Here is a 15,489-nt window from a genome sequence, read left to right as displayed (position 1 = left end):
TCTCGCCGGAAGTCATCCGCTCCTGAACGGAAGTCGGATGCCCGGCCGTGGCCGGTCCATCTAGCGTCGACCGCATGCTGACCGTCCGCGGAATCTCCTACCTGGTCGGCGAGGCGAGCACCGATGAGGTGCGGCGGGACCTGAGGGTCATCGCCCAGGACCTGCATTGCACCACGGTGATGCTCATCGGGGACGGGACGCGGCTGATCGATGCCGCCCGCGCTGCCCTCGAGGCCGGTCTCGGCGTCTACATCCGGCCCCACGCTCCCGAGCTGCCTCAGCCGGAGCTGCTGGAGCACCTGGCCGCCGTCGCCGAGGCGGCCGAGGAACTTCGCCGGGTACACCCGGACCAGGTGACGCTCCTGGTCGGCAGCGAGTTCTCCCACACCGCGCCCGGCATCGTCCCCGGACCTCGCTCGTTCCTCCGCTTGAAGCTCATCGTCCGGTTCCACCGCGTGCTGCGGCGCAGGATCGACAGGCGGCTCCACCGGCTGCTCACCCTGGCGGTGACCACCGCGCGACGCGGCTTCGGCGGGCCGGTCACCTACGCCGCGGCCGGGTGGGAACAGGTGGACTGGTCACTGTTCGACCTGGTCGGTGTCAGCCTCTACCGCTCCCGCCGCAACCAGGCCGGCTACGCAGACCGCCTGCGCAGCCTGGTTCGCGACCACGACAAGCCCGTCGTCATCACCGAGTTCGGGTGCGGTGCCTTTGCCGGAGCCGAGCAGCGGGGAGCCGGTTCGTTCTGGATCGTCGACTGGTTCGCCGTACCCCCGCGTATCCGTGGGGACCACCCCCGCGACGAGGCCGTCCAAGCCCGCTACCTCGGTGAGCTCATCGACCAGTACGACGCGGAGGGCGTGCACGGCTGCTTCGTGTTCACCTTCGTCATGCCCGGCTTCCCGCATGACGATGATCCTCGTCTCGACCTCGACAGGGCCGGGTTCGGGGTCGTGGCGGTCACCGGCGACGGCGGGCGCAGACCCAAGGAGGCGTTCCACGAGCTCGCGCGGCGCTACGGAAATCGCATCGCCACCGAGTAGCCGGACGGTGAGAATGGTCCGGTGCTGCTGACCCTGACCTCGACCGCCGGCCACGCCTCCGACCTCGGCTATCTGCTGCACAAGCATCCCGAGCGGGTGCAGAGCTTCGAGCTCAGCGTCGGCGTCGCGCACGTCTTCTACCCGGAGGCGACCGACCAACGGTGCACCGTCGCGCTGCTGCTCGAGGTCGACCCGATCGAGCTGGTGCGCGGCCGGAGGTTCGGCGGCGACGCGCTCAGCCTCGCCCAGTACGTCAACGACCGGCCGTACGCGGCGTCGTCGATGCTGTCGGTCGCGCTGGGCCGGGTGTTCGGGTCGGCCCTGAAGGGACGGTGCGACGCCCGGCCCGAGCTGGTCGGCGTGCCGCTGCCGCTCGAGGTGCGCCTTCCGTCCCTGCCGTCCAGGGGCGGGGCCGACGGCGTCAGCTCCCTGTTCGCGCCGCTCGGCTGGTCGGTGTCGGCGACGGTGCAGCCGCTCGACCCGGAGCTGCCGGCGTGGGGAGACTCCCGCTACGCCGACGTCACGCTGCGGGGCACGCTGCCGCTGGACGTCGCGCTCTCGCACCTCTACGTGCTGCTGCCGGTGCTCGACGGCGCCAAGCACTACTGGGTGAGTAGCGACGAGGTCGACAAGCTCATCCGCAGCGGCGGGTCCTGGCTGCAGACCCACCCGCAGCGCGACGCGATCGTCCGGCGCTACCTGGCGCACAAGCGCGGCTTCGTCGCCGACGCGCTGGCCCGGCTGGCCGAGCTGGACGACGCTCCCGGGGAGGCCGAGGAGATCGACGAGACGGAGGAGGTGGACCCGCCGGCGTCGGTCCCGCTGGCCCAGCTGCGGAAGGCGGCCGTCGTCGAGCAGCTGACGGCGGCCGGCGCGCACCGCGTCGTCGACCTCGGCTGCGGCGAGGGGGCATTGCTGCGCGAGCTGCTGGCCGACGCGTCGTTCACCGAGATCGTCGGCGCCGACGTCGCGCCGCGGGTGCTCGAACGGGCCGCCGCCCGGCTGCACCTCGACCGCATGGGCGAGCGGCAGCGCTCACGCATCACGCTGCTGCAGTCGTCGGTCACCTACCGCGACGACCGCCTGTCCGGCTTCGACGCCCTCGTGCTCATGGAGGTGGTCGAGCACATCGACCCGGAGCGGCTGCCGGCGCTGGAGCGGACGGTGTTCGGCCACGCCCGGCCTCGGACGGTCGTCGTCACCACGCCCAACAGCGAGTACAACGTGTTGTTCGAGACCCTGCCCGCCGGCACGCTGCGCCACCCGGACCACCGGTTCGAGTGGACCCGCGCGGAGTTCGCCGCGTGGGCGACACGTGTGGCGGACGCACACGGCTACACCGTCGCGTTCGCCCCCGTGGGCGAGCCGGACGCCGTCGCCGGACCGCCGACCCAGCTCGCGACCTTCACCCGGTCGGAGGTCCCCGCATGAGCAGCATCGGGATCCCGGAGCTGTCGCTGGTCGCGCTGGTCGGCGTGTCCGGCTCGGGCAAGTCGACGTTCGCTGCCCGGCACTTCGGCCGGTTCGAGGTCGTCTCCAGCGACTTCTGCCGCGGCCTCGTGGCCGACGACGAGAACGACCAGACGGTCAGCGGCGACGCCTTCGACGTCCTCTACTACATCGCCGGGAAGCGGCTGGCCGGCGGCCGGCTCACCGTCGTCGACGCCACGAACGTGCAGAAGGACGCCCGCCGCAAGGTCGTCGACCTCGCCAAGGCGCACGACGTGCTGCCGGTCGCGATCGTCCTCGACGTCCCCGAGAGCGTGTGCGTCGAGCGCAACCGGGACCGGCCGGACCGCGACTTCGGCCCGCACGTGGTCCGGCGCCAGCGCGACCAGCTCCGCCGGTCGCTGCGCGGCCTGGCCAAAGAGGGGTTCCGCCAGGTGCACGTGCTGCGCTCGGCCGAGGAGATCGAGTCGGTCACCATCGTGCGCGAGCGGCTCTACAACGACCGTCGCGACGAGCACGGCCCGTTCGACGTCATCGGCGACGTGCACGGCTGCCGGTCCGAGCTGGAGTCGCTGCTCGGGCGGCTCGGGTATGCCGTCGTGCGCGACGACGACGGGCGCGCCGTCGACGCCGTCCACCCCGAGGGCCGCCGCGTCGTCTTCCTCGGCGACCTCGTCGACCGCGGGCCGGACTCGCCGGGCGTGCTGCGGCTGGCCATGGGCATGACGGCGGCCGGGCACGCGCTCGCCGTCCCCGGCAACCACGAGCACAAGCTGGTCCGGGCCCTGGGCGGTCAGCAGGTCAAGGTGGGGCACGGGCTGGCCGAGACCCTGGAGCAGCTGTCCGCCGAGCCGCCGTCGTTCGCCGCCGAGGTGCGCGACTGGTGCCGCGACCTCGTCTCGCACCTCGTCCTCGACGACGGGAAGCTGGTGGTCGCGCACGCCGGGCTCAAGGAGGCGTACCACGGTCGCGCGTCGGGCCGGGTGCGCGCGTTCGCGCTCTACGGCGACACCACCGGCGAGACCGACGAGTTCGGGCTGCCGGTGCGCTACCCGTGGGCCAACGACTACCGCGGCCGGGCCATGGTGCTGTACGGCCACACGCCCACGCCGGAGCCGGAGTGGGTCAACAACACGATGTGCCTCGACACCGGCTGCGTGTTCGGCGGGCACCTCACGGCGCTGCGCTACCCGGAGCGCGAGGTGGTCCAGGTTCCGGCCGAGCGGGTCTGGTACGAGCCGGTGAAGCCGCTGGTTCCAGCGGTTGCGGCCGGAGAGGCGTCGTCGCGGGCGGGCGACGAGCTGGACCTCACCGACGTCCTGGGCAAGCGGGTCGTCGAGACGGAGCACCACGGCCGGATCACGGTGCGGGCCGAGAACGCCGCCGGCGCGCTCGAGGTGATGAGCCGGTACGCGCTGCATCCGCGCTGGCTGCCGTACCTGCCGCCGACCATGGCGCCGGTCGCGACGTCGCCGCTGCCGGAGGTCTTGGAGCATCCCGCGGAGGCCTTCGCCGCGTTCGCGGCCGACGGCGTCGACGAGGTCGTGTGCGAGGAGAAGCACATGGGCTCGCGGGCCGTCCTGCTGGTCTGCCGCGACCAGGCGGCGGCGACCCGCCGGTTCGGCGCGCCTGCCGGTGAGACGGGCGCGGTGTACACCCGGACGGGGCGGTCGTTCTTCGCCTCGGCGTTGACGGAGGTGCTGCTCGACGGCGTGCGGGTGGCGGTGACGGCGGCCGGGCTGTGGGACGAGCTCGGGACCGACTGGGTGCTGCTCGACGCCGAGCTGCTGCCGTGGTCGGCGAAGGCGGAGTCGCTGCTGCGCGGCCAATACGCGTCGGTCGGGGCGGCGGCGCGGTCGGCGCTGCCGGTCGCGGTGTCTGCCCTCTCCCGCGCGGCGTCACGGGGACTGGAGGTGGCGGCGTTGCTGGACCGGACGACGGCGCGTGCGGCCAACGCGGCGGACTTCGCGGCGGCGTACCGGCGCTACGTCTGGCCGGTCGACGGGCTCGACGGCGTCCAGGTGGCGCCGTTCCAGCTGCTCGCCACGGAGGGCGCGACGTACCACGACCGGCCCCACCCGTGGCACCTCGCGCTGGCCGACCGGCTGGTGGCCGCGGACCCGGTGCTGTTCCGCCCGACGCGGCGGCTGGCGGTGTCGGTGTCGTCACCGGAATCGACCGCCGCCGGAGTCGAGTGGTGGACGTCGCTCACGGACGCCGGCGGCGAAGGGATGGTCGTCAAGCCCGCGGCGAACCTCGTCCGCGGCCGGCGCGGGCTGGTGCAGCCGGGACTCAAGGTGCGCGGCCGCGAGTACCTGCGGATCATCTACGGCCCCGACTACACGCTGCCGGTGAACCTGGAGCGGCTGAAGGACCGCGGGCTCGGGCACAAGCGCTCCCTCGCGCTGCGCGAGTACGCGCTCGGCCTCGAGGCGCTCGAGCGGCTGGCCCGGTCCGAGCCGCTCTGGCGCGTCCATGAACCGGTCTTCGCCGTCCTGGCGCTGGAGTCCGAGCCGGTCGACCCTCGGCTCTGACTCCGTTGCCGCGTCAATAAATGTTGCCGTGGACATAGTGTCCACGTACAGTTTTTCGGGTGATGAAGAAGAACCCGACCGCGGGCTACCTCGTGTGGCGGCTCGCGACCAAGTGGGGCGCGCTGCTCGACCGGGCGCTCGCACCGTTCGGGCTCACGCAGGCGCAGTTCTCCGTGCTCGCCACCCTCTACGGCGTCACCCGGGCCGGCGGGCAGCCGAGCCAGCGGGAACTGTCCGACCACACCGGCCTCGATCCGGTCTTCGTGTCCAAGCTGGTGCGCACGCTCGAGGGCCACGGCCTGCTGCGCCGCACCACCGACCCGGCCGACTCGCGCGCCGTCCGGCTCACCCTCACCGAGCAGGGAGCCGAGATCGCCGAAGCCGCCACCACCCGCGTCATGACGCTGCAGGACCAGCTCGCCGAGCCGCTCGGCGGGCCCGGCAGCGAGCAGACCCGCGACTTCATCGCCACCCTGACCACCCTGTTGCACGCGCCGCCGCCGCCCGACCCCGGGAGGACCCCATGAACACCACCACCCCGCTTCCGGGCGTCGACCTCGGCGACGCCGCCAAGGCCGTCCGCTCCCTCCTCGACGTCGTGCTCGACGCCCAGGACGTCACGTTCGCCGAATGGGTCGCGCTGCGCACGCTCGGCGTCGCCGTCCCCGGGCGGGTGTCGCAGCCTGCCCTGCGCGACGGCGTCGTCCTGGCGCTGGACCTCGACGCCACCCAGGCGACGGCGCTGCTCTGCGCCCTCGAAGGACGCGGGCTGCTGTCTTACGACGGGTTCGAGCAGGTCGGGTTGACCCCCGAGGGCACGGCGTTGTTCGACGAGATCCAGGGCGGGGTCGCCGCCATCACCGCCGAGGTCTACGGCGGCATCGACGCCGGCGAGCTGGCGACGACGCGGCGAGTGCTGGCGTCCGTCGCGGCCCGGGCCACGGAGCTGCGCGCCCGCCTCTGAGCCGGGCCCTCCGGAGAACGTGGACGCGACAGCTCGGCCACGGTGTTGCGACGCTGCACCCGGTGGGTGGCCGAACTGTCGCCCTGGCAACAGCACCGCCACCCACGTCCGGCAGGAAGGTCTGCACGCGGGCGGACCCGTCAGTCCGCCGCCCGCCCACGAGGTCGCGCCCGGCCTTCTCCAGCTGCTCGATCGCGTCCTCCAGCTCGAAGTCCGCCGACCCGGTGAGCTGGTGGAACGCGAACAGGTGCCCGCGCGCCACCTCGGTCGTCTCGAGCGCCTCGGTCAGGGCGCCGACGGCGGCGACGGTGGCCGGGTCGACGCCGTCGGGCGGGGCGGGGAGGTCGTCGGCAGAGGGGTTCATGCGGCCCCCTGTACCCGAACCGGCCGCGAGCACGACTTGACCTCAACAATGGTTGAGATTGGACCCTGGCTCCGTGACCATCACCGAAGACCCCCGCCGGGCCTGGGCCGGGCTCGCCGTCCTCTGCGTGGTGGCGGTGCTCGCCTCGCTCGAGCTGACCGTCACCCATCTCGCACTCCCGGCCATCGACGCCGACCTGCGGCCGTCCGGGACGCAGCTGCTCTGGATCGTCGACGTCTACGCGTTCCTGCTGGCCGGCTCGACGCTGGCGCTCGGCGCCGTGGGCGACCGGATCGGCCGGCGGCGACTGCTGATGATCGGGGCCGCGGCGTACGGGGTCCTCTCGGCGCTCGCGGCCTACGCGCCCACGCCGGACCTGCTCATCGCCGCCCGCGCGCTGCTCGGCGTGGCCGGGGCGACGCTGATGCCGTCGGCGTTCTCCCTGGCGGCGACGTTGTTCGGCGAGGCGCGGCAGCGGGCGGTCGCCCTCGGGATCGTCGTCGCCAGCGTGGCCGGCGGCACGGCGATCGGGCCACTGGTGGGCGGAGCGCTGCTGGAGCGCTTCTGGTGGGGTTCGGTGTTCCTGCTGGGCGTGCCGGTGATGGTGCTGATCCTCGCGCTCGGGCCGGTGCTGCTGCCGGAACACCGGGCCGCCGTCGCCGCCCGCATCGACCTGGCGAGCGTCGGGCTGTCGCTGGGTGCCGTCCTGCCGATGGTGTGGGGGCTGAAGGAGATCGCCGCCGACGGGGAGCGCTGGAGTGCCGTGGGCGCCGTCGTCGCCGGACTGGTCGTCGGTGTCGTCTTCGTCGCGCGGCAGCGGAGACTCGCGGACCCCGTCGTCGATGTGCGGCTGTTCCGGGACCGGGCGTTCTCGGTGGTCGTGGCGACACTGACGATCGGGATCTTCGTGCTCTGGGCCGCGAACTACTACCTGGCCCAGTACCTGCAGCTGGTGAAGGACCTCGACCCGCTCGAGGCGGGACTGTGGACGGCGCCGTCGGCGCTCGGGGTCATCGCCGGCTCGCTGCTGGCGCCCCGGCTGACCCGGCGGCTGCGACCGAGCCTGGTGATCGGTGCCGGCCTGACGGTGTCAGCTGCCGGTTTCGTCCTGCTCACCCAGCTCACCGCGACGTCCGGACTGGGGTTGATGGTGGCCGGGTCGGTGGCGGTGTCGGCGGGGTTCGGCCCGATGATGGCGCTGGCCACGGACGAGGTCATCGGGGCGGCACCGCCGGAGCGTGCGGGTGCGGCCGCCGCGTTGTCGTCCATGGCGCCGCAGCTCGGCGGCGCGCTCGGCATCGCGGTCCTGGGCAGCGTCGTGACGGCGGTGTTCCGGGGCGCGGACACCGGGGCGGACGCCGGGGCGGACACGCTCGGCGCGGTCGTCGCGTCGTCCACGGACGGGGTCGTGCTGGCGGCCGCGCGCGACGCGTTCACCGGCGGCATCGCCGTCGCCGCGACGGTGAGCGCCGTCCTCGTTTCGGTCCTGGCGTCAACCGTTGTCGCCCTGTCGGTCCGCCGGGATAGCGTCTCTCCCACGCCGAGACCCCGTGGGAGTTCCGCATGACCATCGCCCAGCTCGCCGACGAGCTCATCGACCTCCTGTTCGACGCCTACCCGGTCGACGCCTCGCTGCTCGGGCTGCGCGACCGCGAGGACCGCCTCACCGACTACACCGAGGCCGGCGAGGCCGCGTTCGCCGGCCGGCTGACCTCCGTCGCCGCGCGGGCCGAGGCCGTCGACCCCGCCGGTCTCGACGACGCCGACCGCATCACGCGGGCGGTCATCCTGCAGCAGGCCGAGGCCGAGCTGGACCACCTCGCCACCCACGCGGTCGAGTACACCGTCACCGACTCCTTCTTCGCTCCGGCCAGCGCCTCGCTCTCGTCGCTGACCATGATCGGCATCTCCGAGCCCGCGCACGCCGACGGCTACCTCGCCCGGCTGGCCGGGCTGCCGGCCCTGCTCGACACCATCACTCAGCGCCATCGCGCGGGCATCGCCGCCGGGCGGCTGCCGGTGCGCCGGCTGGCCGAGGCCACCGTCGCGCACTGGACCCGCTACGTCGCCAACGCCGCCGACGACCCCCTCCGCCGGCCCGAGCCGGCCGCCGGCAGCGGCACCGACGCCGCCGCGTTCCGCACCGAGCGCGACCGCCTGCTCACCGAGGTCGTCCACCCCGCGATCACCCGCTACCGCGACTCCGTCGCCGCCGACGTCGTCCCGCACGGGCGCCCCGACGACAGGGCCGGGCTGTGCTGGCTGCCGGGCGGCGACGAGTTCTATGCCCGGGTCGCCCGCGCCCACACCACCACCACCCGCACGCCCGACGAGCTGCACCAGACCGGCCTCGACGTGCTGGCCCGGCTCACCGCCGAGTATGCGGAGATCGGCGGCCGCGTCTTCGGCACCGGCGACCAGGCCGCCATCCTGCACCGGCTGCGCACCGACCCCGCCATGCGCTGGCGCGACGGCGACGAGCTGCTCGCGGCCGCGCGCGCCGCCATCCAGCGCGCCGAGCGCGTCGCGCCGCAGTGGTTCGGCCGGCTGCCGTCGCAGAGCTGCGTCGTCGAGGCGGTGCCGGCGTCCGAGGCCCCGGGTGCGCCCGGCGCCTACTACATGCAGCCGGCCCTGGATGGCAGCCGTCCCGGCACCTACTTCGCCAACACCCACGAGGCCGAGAAGCGCGACCGCTACGGCGCCGAGTCCGTCGCCTTCCACGAGGCCGTCCCCGGACACCACTTCCAGCTCACCATCGCCCAAGAGCTCACCGACCTCCCGCTGCTGCGCCGGCTCGCCTCGATCACCGCGTTCGACGAGGGCTGGGGCCTCTACGCCGAGCGGCTGGCCGACGAGATGGGCCTCTACTCCGACGACGTCGCCCTGCTCGGGATGCTGAGCGAAGACTCCATGCGCGCCTGCCGGCTGGTCGTCGACACCGGGCTGCACGCCAAGGGCTGGAGCCGTCAGCAGGCGGTCGACTTCATGGTCGCCAACACCGCGACCAGCCAGATCGAGATCGAGACCGAGGTCGACCGGTACATCTCCGCGCCCGGCCAGGCGCTCGCCTACATGGTGGGGCGCCTGGAGATCCAGCGCATCCGGGCCGCCGCCGAGGCCACCATGGGCGACCGGTTCGACCTGCGCGGCTTCCACGACCTCGTGCTCGGCAACGGCCCGCTCCCCATGGGCGTGCTCGATCAGGTCGTCGGTGCCTGGGCGGCGCGGCAGGACTGACCCGTGGACGAGGTCGGGCTCATCCGCCGCCGGCTGGGCACCGTCGGCCTGGGCGACACGCAACCCGCGTCGTTCGCCGACGCCGCCGACGTGGTGGGCTGGTTCGGTGGCCTGCAGTCGCAGGACTACCACCCGGCGAAATGGGCGATCGCCCAGCGGCTCGGCCCCGGTGTCGGCGACGCCGACCTCGACCGCGCCTTCGACGATGGTGCCATCCTGCGCACCCACGTGCTGCGCCCGACGTGGCACTTCGTCACCCCGGCCGACCTGCGCTGGCTGCTGGAGCTGACCGCGCCGCGCGTGCACGCGCTGAACGCCTATGCCTATCGGGCGACCGGCCTCGACGCCGAGGTGTTGCGCCGCGGCACGGACCTGATCGCCGGCGCACTCGCGGGCGGGAACCATCTGACCCGAGCCGAGGTCGCGTCCATGCTGGACCGCCACGGCATCAGTGCGGTGCGAGTCCGGCTCGGCTACATCCTCATCCACGCCGAGCTCGAGCGGGTGATCTGCAGCGGGCCGCTGAAGGGCAGGCAGCACACCTACGCCCTGCTGGACGAGCGCGCTCCGCAGGCGGCGAGTCTGGACCGCGATGCGGTGCCGACATCGCCGCCGGACTGTCGCTCGCCGCGGACGCGCTCGAGCGCACCGAGGTCGACGGCCTCACCTACTGGTCCGCGCCGGGCGACACTCCCGTGACGGCACCGTCGCCGTCGGTGCGGCTGCTCCAGGCGTACGACGAGTACATCGTCGGCTATACCCAGAGCAAGTACCTGCTGGACCTCGGCGGCCTGGTCGCAGCGGTGCCGGACAAGCTCGCGCTGCCCAACGGGGTCATCGTCGTCGATACCCAGGTCGCCGGCCGGTGGAAGCGCAGCGTCCGCAAGGACGAGGTGGTCGTCGAGGCGGCGCTGTACCAACCCTTCGACGCCGCCGAGTCGCGGGCGTTGCAGGTCGCGGCCGACGAACTGGGCGCGTTCCTGGGAGCACCCGCTGTGGTCGCGGTGAGCGTGCTGTGAGCGGGGGCCGGGTGGTGACCGAGCGGTTCGAGCTCGTGCCGCTGACCGTGGACGACGCCGCGGACATGGCCGAGGTGCTGGCCGACCCCGCGCTGTACGCGTTCATCGGGGGTGCGCCGCCGACGCTGCCGGAGCTGCGGGCGCGGTACGAGAGGCTGGCGGCGGGCCGCTCGCCCGACGGCTCGGAGGAGTGGCTCAACTGGGTCGTGCGCCGCCGGCCCGACTCCCGCGCCGTCGGCTACGTGCAGGCGACGGTCACCGACGAGGGCCGGCAGGCCGAGATCGCCTGGGTCGTCGGGACCGCCTTCCAGGGCCAGGGATACGCGACGGCGGCGGCCGCGGCCCTGGTCGGGTGGCTCGACGCGCGCGGGGTGCACACCGTCGTCGCGCACGTGCACCCCGACCACGCGGCCTCCGAGGCGGTCGCGCGGCGGGCCGGCCTGCACCCGACCGACCACTACGAGGACGGCGAACGGCGCTGGATCCGCCCCCGCATAGGGTGAAGGGCGTGGCTGAGCTCGCGGCGGTGGTGTTCGATCTCGACGACACGCTCTTCGACCACTCCGGCTCCGCATCGCGCGGCTTCGGCACCTGGCTGGCCGGCTTCCACGGACCGGCGACGCCCGAGCTGACGGCCGCCTGGTTCGAGCTGCAGGACCTGCACTTCGGCGCTTGGCGGGCCGGCCTGGTCAGCATGGCCGAGCAGCGCCGCCGCCGCATCGCCGGACTGCTCGAGCTGCTCGGGCGGCCCGCGCTCGAGCCCACCGGGCTGGACGCGCTGTGGGCCGACTACTTCGTCGCCTACCGTTCCGGCTGGCAGCGCTTCGACGACGCCGAGGCGGCGCTCGCGCTGGTGGCCGCGGCCGGTCTGCGCACCGGCATCCTCACCAACGGGCCCGAGGACATGCAGCACGACAAGCTCGCGGTCATCGGGCTGACCGGCCGGGTCGGCCCCGTCCTCACGGCCGACGTGCTGGGGTGCGCCAAGCCCGACCCGCGCGCCTATGCCGGCCTGTGCTCGGCCCTCGGCCTCGACCCTGCAGCCGTCCTCTACGTCGGCGACGACCACGACCTCGACGTCGTCGCCGCCCGCGCGGCCGGCCTGCGCGCCGTCCACCTCGACCGGCGGGGCACCGGCCCGGCCGGCGAACGCGACCGCATCGCCACCCTGCACGACCTCGCCGCCCACCTCGCATAGAACCCGCTCAGCACCCCGGCTTGGAGTTCCGAGGCCGGAGGGCACAAGGTGGGACGGTGACGACGTCGACGAGTCTGCCGGGGCCGGCGGCGGTGGCCGCCGCCCGGGCCACCATCGCCCCGTACATCCGGCCCACGCCGCTGTTCCGTACCCAGGTGGACGGCAGGCCGTTGGTCCTCAAGCTCGAGCACCTGCAGCTCAGCGGCTCGTTCAAGCTGCGCGGCGCGCTGACCGCGCTGCTCGGCGGCGACCGGCCGGAGCACGTGGTGACGGCGTCGGGCGGCAACCACGGGCTCGGGGTCGCGACGGCGGCCGCGCTGCTCGGGCTGCCGGCGACGGTGTACGTGCCGGAAACGGTCCCTGAGACGAAGGCGCGCCGCATCGAGCAGGGCGGCGCCCGGCTCGTCCGCCACGGCAGCACCTACGCCGAGGCCGCGGCCGCCGCCACGGAGGCCGCCACCGAGCCCGGCGCCCGCTACGTGCCCGCCTACGACCATCCCGATGTCATCGCCGGGCAGGGCACGGTCGCCGCCGAGGTGGTGGCCGAGGCGCCGGACGTCGACGCGGTGGCGGTGGCCGTCGGCGGGGGCGGGCTGGCCGCCGGGACGGCGCTGGCCATCGGCGGGCGCACCACGGTCGCCGTCGAGCCGGAGCACTGTTGCGCGCTGCACCGGGCGCTGGAGGCGGGGGAGCCGGTGGATTCTCCGGTCGACTCCGTCGCGGCGTCGGCCCTGGGCGCGACCCGTGTGGGCGAGCTGCCGTTCGCCGTCCTGAGCGCCTCGCCGGTGGTGTCCCTGCTGGTCACCGATGACGAGCTGCTCGCAGCACGGGACCGGCTCTGGGACGAGTTCCGGCTGCTGGTCGAGCCGGCCGCCGCCGTGCCGTTCGCCGCGTGGCTGGCCGGCCGTCTGCCCGGCGAGCTGGCGTGCATCGTGCTGTGCGGGGCCAACACCGACCGCTGATCGGGGCGCCCGAGCCGTTCCCAACGGCCGTCCGCGTCGCCATACTGTGCCGATGATCCGCCCTGCGATCGTCGCGATGGTGCTGCTGCTCACCGCCTGCTCCGACGGCGGGGACGATCCGTCGGCCGGCGCGACGCCCACGCCCACGCCGTCGGCCACGCAGCGCGAGACCGACGAGGGCCTGCGCGCGGAGCTGCTGGAGATGATGGAGCAGGACCAGACCGAGCGCTCGCCCGAGTTCACCGGCGAGTGGAACGACCAGGAGCGCACCGACCGGCTGCGCGAGATCGTCGAGGAGCACGGCTGGCCCGGGTCGGACCTGGTCGGCGACGACGGCGCCACCGCGGCCTGGGTCATCGCCCAGCACTCCGACCTCGACCTGGAGTTCCAGCAGGAGGCGCTGGAGCTGATGCGGCCCGCTGTCGAGGCCGGGCTGGCCGACCCCACCGAGCTGGCGTACCTGGAGGACCGGGTCGGGCTCAACTCCGGCGGCGAGCAGGTCTACGGCACCCAGATCGGCTGCGTCGACGGCGTGCCGCAGCCGGCACCGCTCGCCGACCCCGAGACGGTCGACGAGCGGAGGACGGAGGTCGGGCTGGAGCCGCTCGACGACTACCTCGCCACCCTGAACGAGGCCTGCGCCGCCGAGGCGGCGGCGAGCGCCGGCGCCAGCCCCACCTCCTACGGCTGACCGAACGGCACCCAGCCGCGCGGCTCGAGGTCGTCGAGCCCGTTGGCCTGCACGCCGTCCTGCCACACGGTGTAGAGGGCGTCGCCGACGACGATGGTGCGCCGCAGCTGCGTCCAGCCCTCGCGCGGCGCCTCGGTGCGGGTGATCTGGCCCTGCTCGGTGACGGTGTCGTCGCCGAGCCGGACGACGAGCGCGCTGGGCCCCGTCATCGTCTCGAGCGGTACGACCACCTGGTCGGTGTCGGCCCAGAACAGGAACGCCTGCGGGTCCCACTCGGTCTGCGACCAGGCGTTCGGCACGACGTGCCCGTCGAGCTTGGCCGGCGCGCTGGGGTCGGCGACGTCGAACAGCGACACCTGCGCTCCGACGGTCTGACCCTCGGCGGTGGCCTCCTGGCCGACCCCGATGAGCCGGTCGTCGCCGCCGTCGTGCAGGTAGGACGAGTAGCCGGTGATCTTCAGCTCTCCGGTGACGGCCGGGTTCGCGGGGTCGGAGAGGTCGAGCACGTAGAGCGGGTCGATCTGGCGGAACGTGACCACGTAGCCGGTGTCGCCGAAGTAGCGCACGGCGTAGATCTGCTCGCCCTTGCCCAGCCCGCCGACCTGCCCGAGCGGCATCAGCTCGCCGTCGCCCTCCTCGAGCGTGTAGAGCACGCTCTCGCTGGTGTCGGTGGTGCCGTTCCAGGAGTCGAGGGTGGTGGCGACCCGCAGCACGCCCTCGTGCTCGGACATCGCGTACCGGCCGATGATGCGGCCCTCGACCTCGCCGGACGCGAGGTACTTCGCGGGCACGTTGCCGGTGATGTCGAACGCGTGGATGCCGGTGGTGACGGTGGTCGTCTCCGGCGCCGGCCGGACCAGCCGGGAGGCATCGGGCTCGTCGGCCTCGACGGGGAACGGGTCGCCCCAGCGGGTGGTGGCGACGTAGAGCCGGTCCTCGCTGGCGTAGACGGTGTCGCCGTCGGTCAGCACGCCCACGGCGCCGTCGGCGGACAGCCCCTCGGCGGGGTCGAACGTCAGCACGCTGAGCGTGGTGAACCCGGCGAACTCGTCGGGGCGGCTCAGCTGCTCGCAGTCCAGCAGCTGCCCGGTGACGGGGTCGGCGTCGCCCTGGGTGAAGGTGTAGGCCGGCAGCCAGTCCTCGATGGTGGAGTCGGCGACGATGCCCTGGTTGCGCTCGGTGAGCACGTCCTCGGGCTTGTTCCAGTCCTCCTCCGCCATGGGGAACTGCAGCGTGGGGTAGGAGCTGACGACCAGCCGGACGGTGTCGTCGACCATGCGCGCGTCGACGTAGTTGCCGTCGACGACGAGCGTCGACTCGACGGCCGGCTGGGCCGGGTCGGAGAGGTCGACGAGCAGGACGGTGGTCGTGGTCGTGGGCGCGCCGCCCGCGGGGTAGGTACTGGCGGCGAGGTCGTAGGCGATCATCGAGTTCTGCCGGACCAGCACCACGGCGCGGTCGTCGGCCAGGAACACCGACGCGTCGACGTAGCCGGGATCGGGCAGGATGTACGCCCCGGGTTCGTCGGACTGCGGCTGCACCGGCGGCTCGACCAGCCGGAGCCGGCCGACCTCGCGCGGAGTGTCGCCGGTGACGTCGAGGACGCGCAGGTCACCGCCGGCCGTCGTCACCAGCAGCCGCCCGTCGGTCTTGGCGACGTCGGGCTCGTCGACGCCCGCCTCCTGCACGTTGGTGGTCGAGTGCGGCTGCCGGGCGGCGCTGCCCGCGGCGCCGTCGGCCGCCTGTGGAGCGGCGGCCACGGCACTGTCCTCCATGGCGACGGCGCCACCCGCGGCGTAGAGCCGAGGGTCGCCGACGCCGAGGCCGTACGGCCCCACGCGCTCGCCCGCCTCGGTCTTCAGGTGATTCAGGACGTCCGCACAGGCATCGAAGTACGTCAGCCCCATGACGGCGATCGGGCCGTCTTCTTCATCCGGACCAGCTGAACCGTCCGAACCCCACGAGCAACCGGCGAGCATGCCCAAAGAGACAAGGCCGGCAAACCACCGCCTCATGCCCGATTCGACG

14 protein-coding genes are annotated in these 15,489 nt (G+C 73.6%); 13 read left to right on the top strand and 1 reads right to left on the bottom strand.

Going from position 1 to position 15,489, the window contains the following annotated elements; translation table 11 throughout:
• Positions 1-74: 74 nt before the first annotated feature.
• The 13 genes from HD601_RS08425 to HD601_RS08370 all read left to right on the top strand — a co-directional run bounded on the left by HD601_RS08425 (position 75) and on the right by HD601_RS08370 (position 13,461).
• Positions 75-1,043, top strand: a complete 969-nt coding sequence (locus tag HD601_RS08425) for a glycoside hydrolase family 113 protein (protein WP_184820979.1) — start codon at positions 75-77, stop codon at positions 1,041-1,043.
• Positions 1,044-1,064: 21 nt separating this feature from the next.
• A complete protein-coding gene (locus HD601_RS08420; protein WP_184820977.1) occupies positions 1,065-2,474 on the top strand; it encodes a 3' terminal RNA ribose 2'-O-methyltransferase Hen1 in 1,410 nt (469 codons plus the stop codon).
• Entirely contained in the window at positions 2,471-5,026 is a 2,556-nt protein-coding gene (locus HD601_RS08415; protein ID WP_184820974.1) for a polynucleotide kinase-phosphatase, read from the top strand. Before HD601_RS08420 ends, HD601_RS08415 begins: the two co-directional genes overlap by 4 nt.
• 62 nt (positions 5,027-5,088) lie before the next feature.
• The gene (locus HD601_RS08410) at positions 5,089-5,553 is read left to right on the top strand and encodes a MarR family winged helix-turn-helix transcriptional regulator (RefSeq protein ID WP_184820972.1); all 465 of its coding nucleotides are present in this window, start codon (positions 5,089-5,091) and stop codon (positions 5,551-5,553) included.
• Positions 5,550-5,990 carry a MarR family winged helix-turn-helix transcriptional regulator gene (locus HD601_RS08405; protein ID WP_184820970.1) on the top strand — a complete coding sequence of 147 codons (441 nt, stop codon included), beginning with the start codon at positions 5,550-5,552 and terminating at the stop codon, positions 5,988-5,990. Before HD601_RS08410 ends, HD601_RS08405 begins: the two co-directional genes overlap by 4 nt.
• Positions 5,991-6,427: 437 nt before the next feature.
• Positions 6,428-7,921, top strand: coding sequence for an MFS transporter (locus tag HD601_RS08400; RefSeq protein WP_221440707.1), 1,494 nt, complete (start codon positions 6,428-6,430; stop codon positions 7,919-7,921).
• Positions 7,918-9,591 (top strand): DUF885 domain-containing protein, encoded by a 1,674-nt coding sequence (locus HD601_RS08395; RefSeq protein ID WP_184820966.1) that lies wholly within the window; start codon positions 7,918-7,920, stop codon positions 9,589-9,591. The genes HD601_RS08400 and HD601_RS08395 overlap by 4 nt, the downstream gene beginning before the upstream one ends.
• A 3-nt stretch (positions 9,592-9,594) precedes the next feature.
• Positions 9,595-10,290, top strand: coding sequence for a DNA glycosylase AlkZ-like family protein (locus HD601_RS08390; protein WP_184820964.1), 696 nt, complete (start codon positions 9,595-9,597; stop codon positions 10,288-10,290).
• The gene (locus HD601_RS35530) at positions 10,287-10,610 is read left to right on the top strand and encodes a DNA glycosylase AlkZ-like family protein (RefSeq protein WP_221440706.1); all 324 of its coding nucleotides are present in this window, start codon (positions 10,287-10,289) and stop codon (positions 10,608-10,610) included. The genes HD601_RS08390 and HD601_RS35530 overlap by 4 nt, the downstream gene beginning before the upstream one ends.
• Positions 10,607-11,113 (top strand): GNAT family N-acetyltransferase, encoded by a 507-nt coding sequence (locus tag HD601_RS35525; RefSeq protein WP_221440705.1) that lies wholly within the window; start codon positions 10,607-10,609, stop codon positions 11,111-11,113. Before HD601_RS35530 ends, HD601_RS35525 begins: the two co-directional genes overlap by 4 nt.
• 5 nt (positions 11,114-11,118) lie before the next feature.
• Entirely contained in the window at positions 11,119-11,808 is a 690-nt protein-coding gene (locus HD601_RS08380) for an HAD-IA family hydrolase (protein WP_221440704.1), read from the top strand.
• A gap of 56 nt (positions 11,809-11,864) precedes the next feature.
• On the top strand, positions 11,865-12,770 hold the full coding sequence (locus tag HD601_RS08375) for a serine/threonine dehydratase (RefSeq protein WP_343076388.1): 906 nt from the start codon (positions 11,865-11,867) through the stop codon (positions 12,768-12,770).
• 52 nt (positions 12,771-12,822) lie between these two features.
• The gene (locus HD601_RS08370; protein WP_184820960.1) at positions 12,823-13,461 is read left to right on the top strand and encodes a DUF6624 domain-containing protein; all 639 of its coding nucleotides are present in this window, start codon (positions 12,823-12,825) and stop codon (positions 13,459-13,461) included.
• On the opposite strand, the gene HD601_RS08365 is transcribed toward HD601_RS08370, so the two are convergent.
• Positions 13,452-15,368 carry a beta-propeller domain-containing protein gene (locus tag HD601_RS08365; protein WP_184820958.1) on the bottom strand — a complete coding sequence of 639 codons (1,917 nt, stop codon included), beginning with the start codon at positions 15,366-15,368 and terminating at the stop codon, positions 13,452-13,454. The two genes, HD601_RS08370 and HD601_RS08365, sit on opposite strands and share 10 nt — an antisense overlap.
• Positions 15,369-15,489: the final 121 nt, after the last annotated feature.

It is taken from the genome of Jiangella mangrovi, assembly GCF_014204975.1.
GTDB lineage: Bacteria > Actinomycetota > Actinomycetes > Jiangellales > Jiangellaceae > Jiangella > Jiangella mangrovi.
Note: the sequence above shows the minus strand (reverse complement) of the source record. Positions and strands in the feature narration are given on the sequence as shown.

What these genes read in the sequence shown, in the direction of transcription:
- HD601_RS08425 (WP_184820979.1), top strand. Translation starts at nt 75, where the DNA reads ATGCTGACCGTCCGCGGAATCTCCTACCTGGTCGGCGAGGCGAGCACC.
- HD601_RS08415 (WP_184820974.1), top strand. Translation starts at nt 2,471, where the DNA reads ATGAGCAGCATCGGGATCCCGGAGCTGTCGCTGGTCGCGCTGGTCGGC.
- HD601_RS08395 (WP_184820966.1), top strand. Translation starts at nt 7,918, where the DNA reads ATGACCATCGCCCAGCTCGCCGACGAGCTCATCGACCTCCTGTTCGAC.
- HD601_RS08405 (WP_184820970.1), top strand. Translation starts at nt 5,550, where the DNA reads ATGAACACCACCACCCCGCTTCCGGGCGTCGACCTCGGCGACGCCGCC.
- HD601_RS08365 (WP_184820958.1), bottom strand. Translation starts at nt 15,368, where the DNA reads ATGGGGCTGACGTACTTCGATGCCTGTGCGGACGTCCTGAATCACCTG.
- HD601_RS08410 (WP_184820972.1), top strand. Translation starts at nt 5,089, where the DNA reads ATGAAGAAGAACCCGACCGCGGGCTACCTCGTGTGGCGGCTCGCGACC.
- HD601_RS08370 (WP_184820960.1), top strand. Translation starts at nt 12,823, where the DNA reads ATGATCCGCCCTGCGATCGTCGCGATGGTGCTGCTGCTCACCGCCTGC.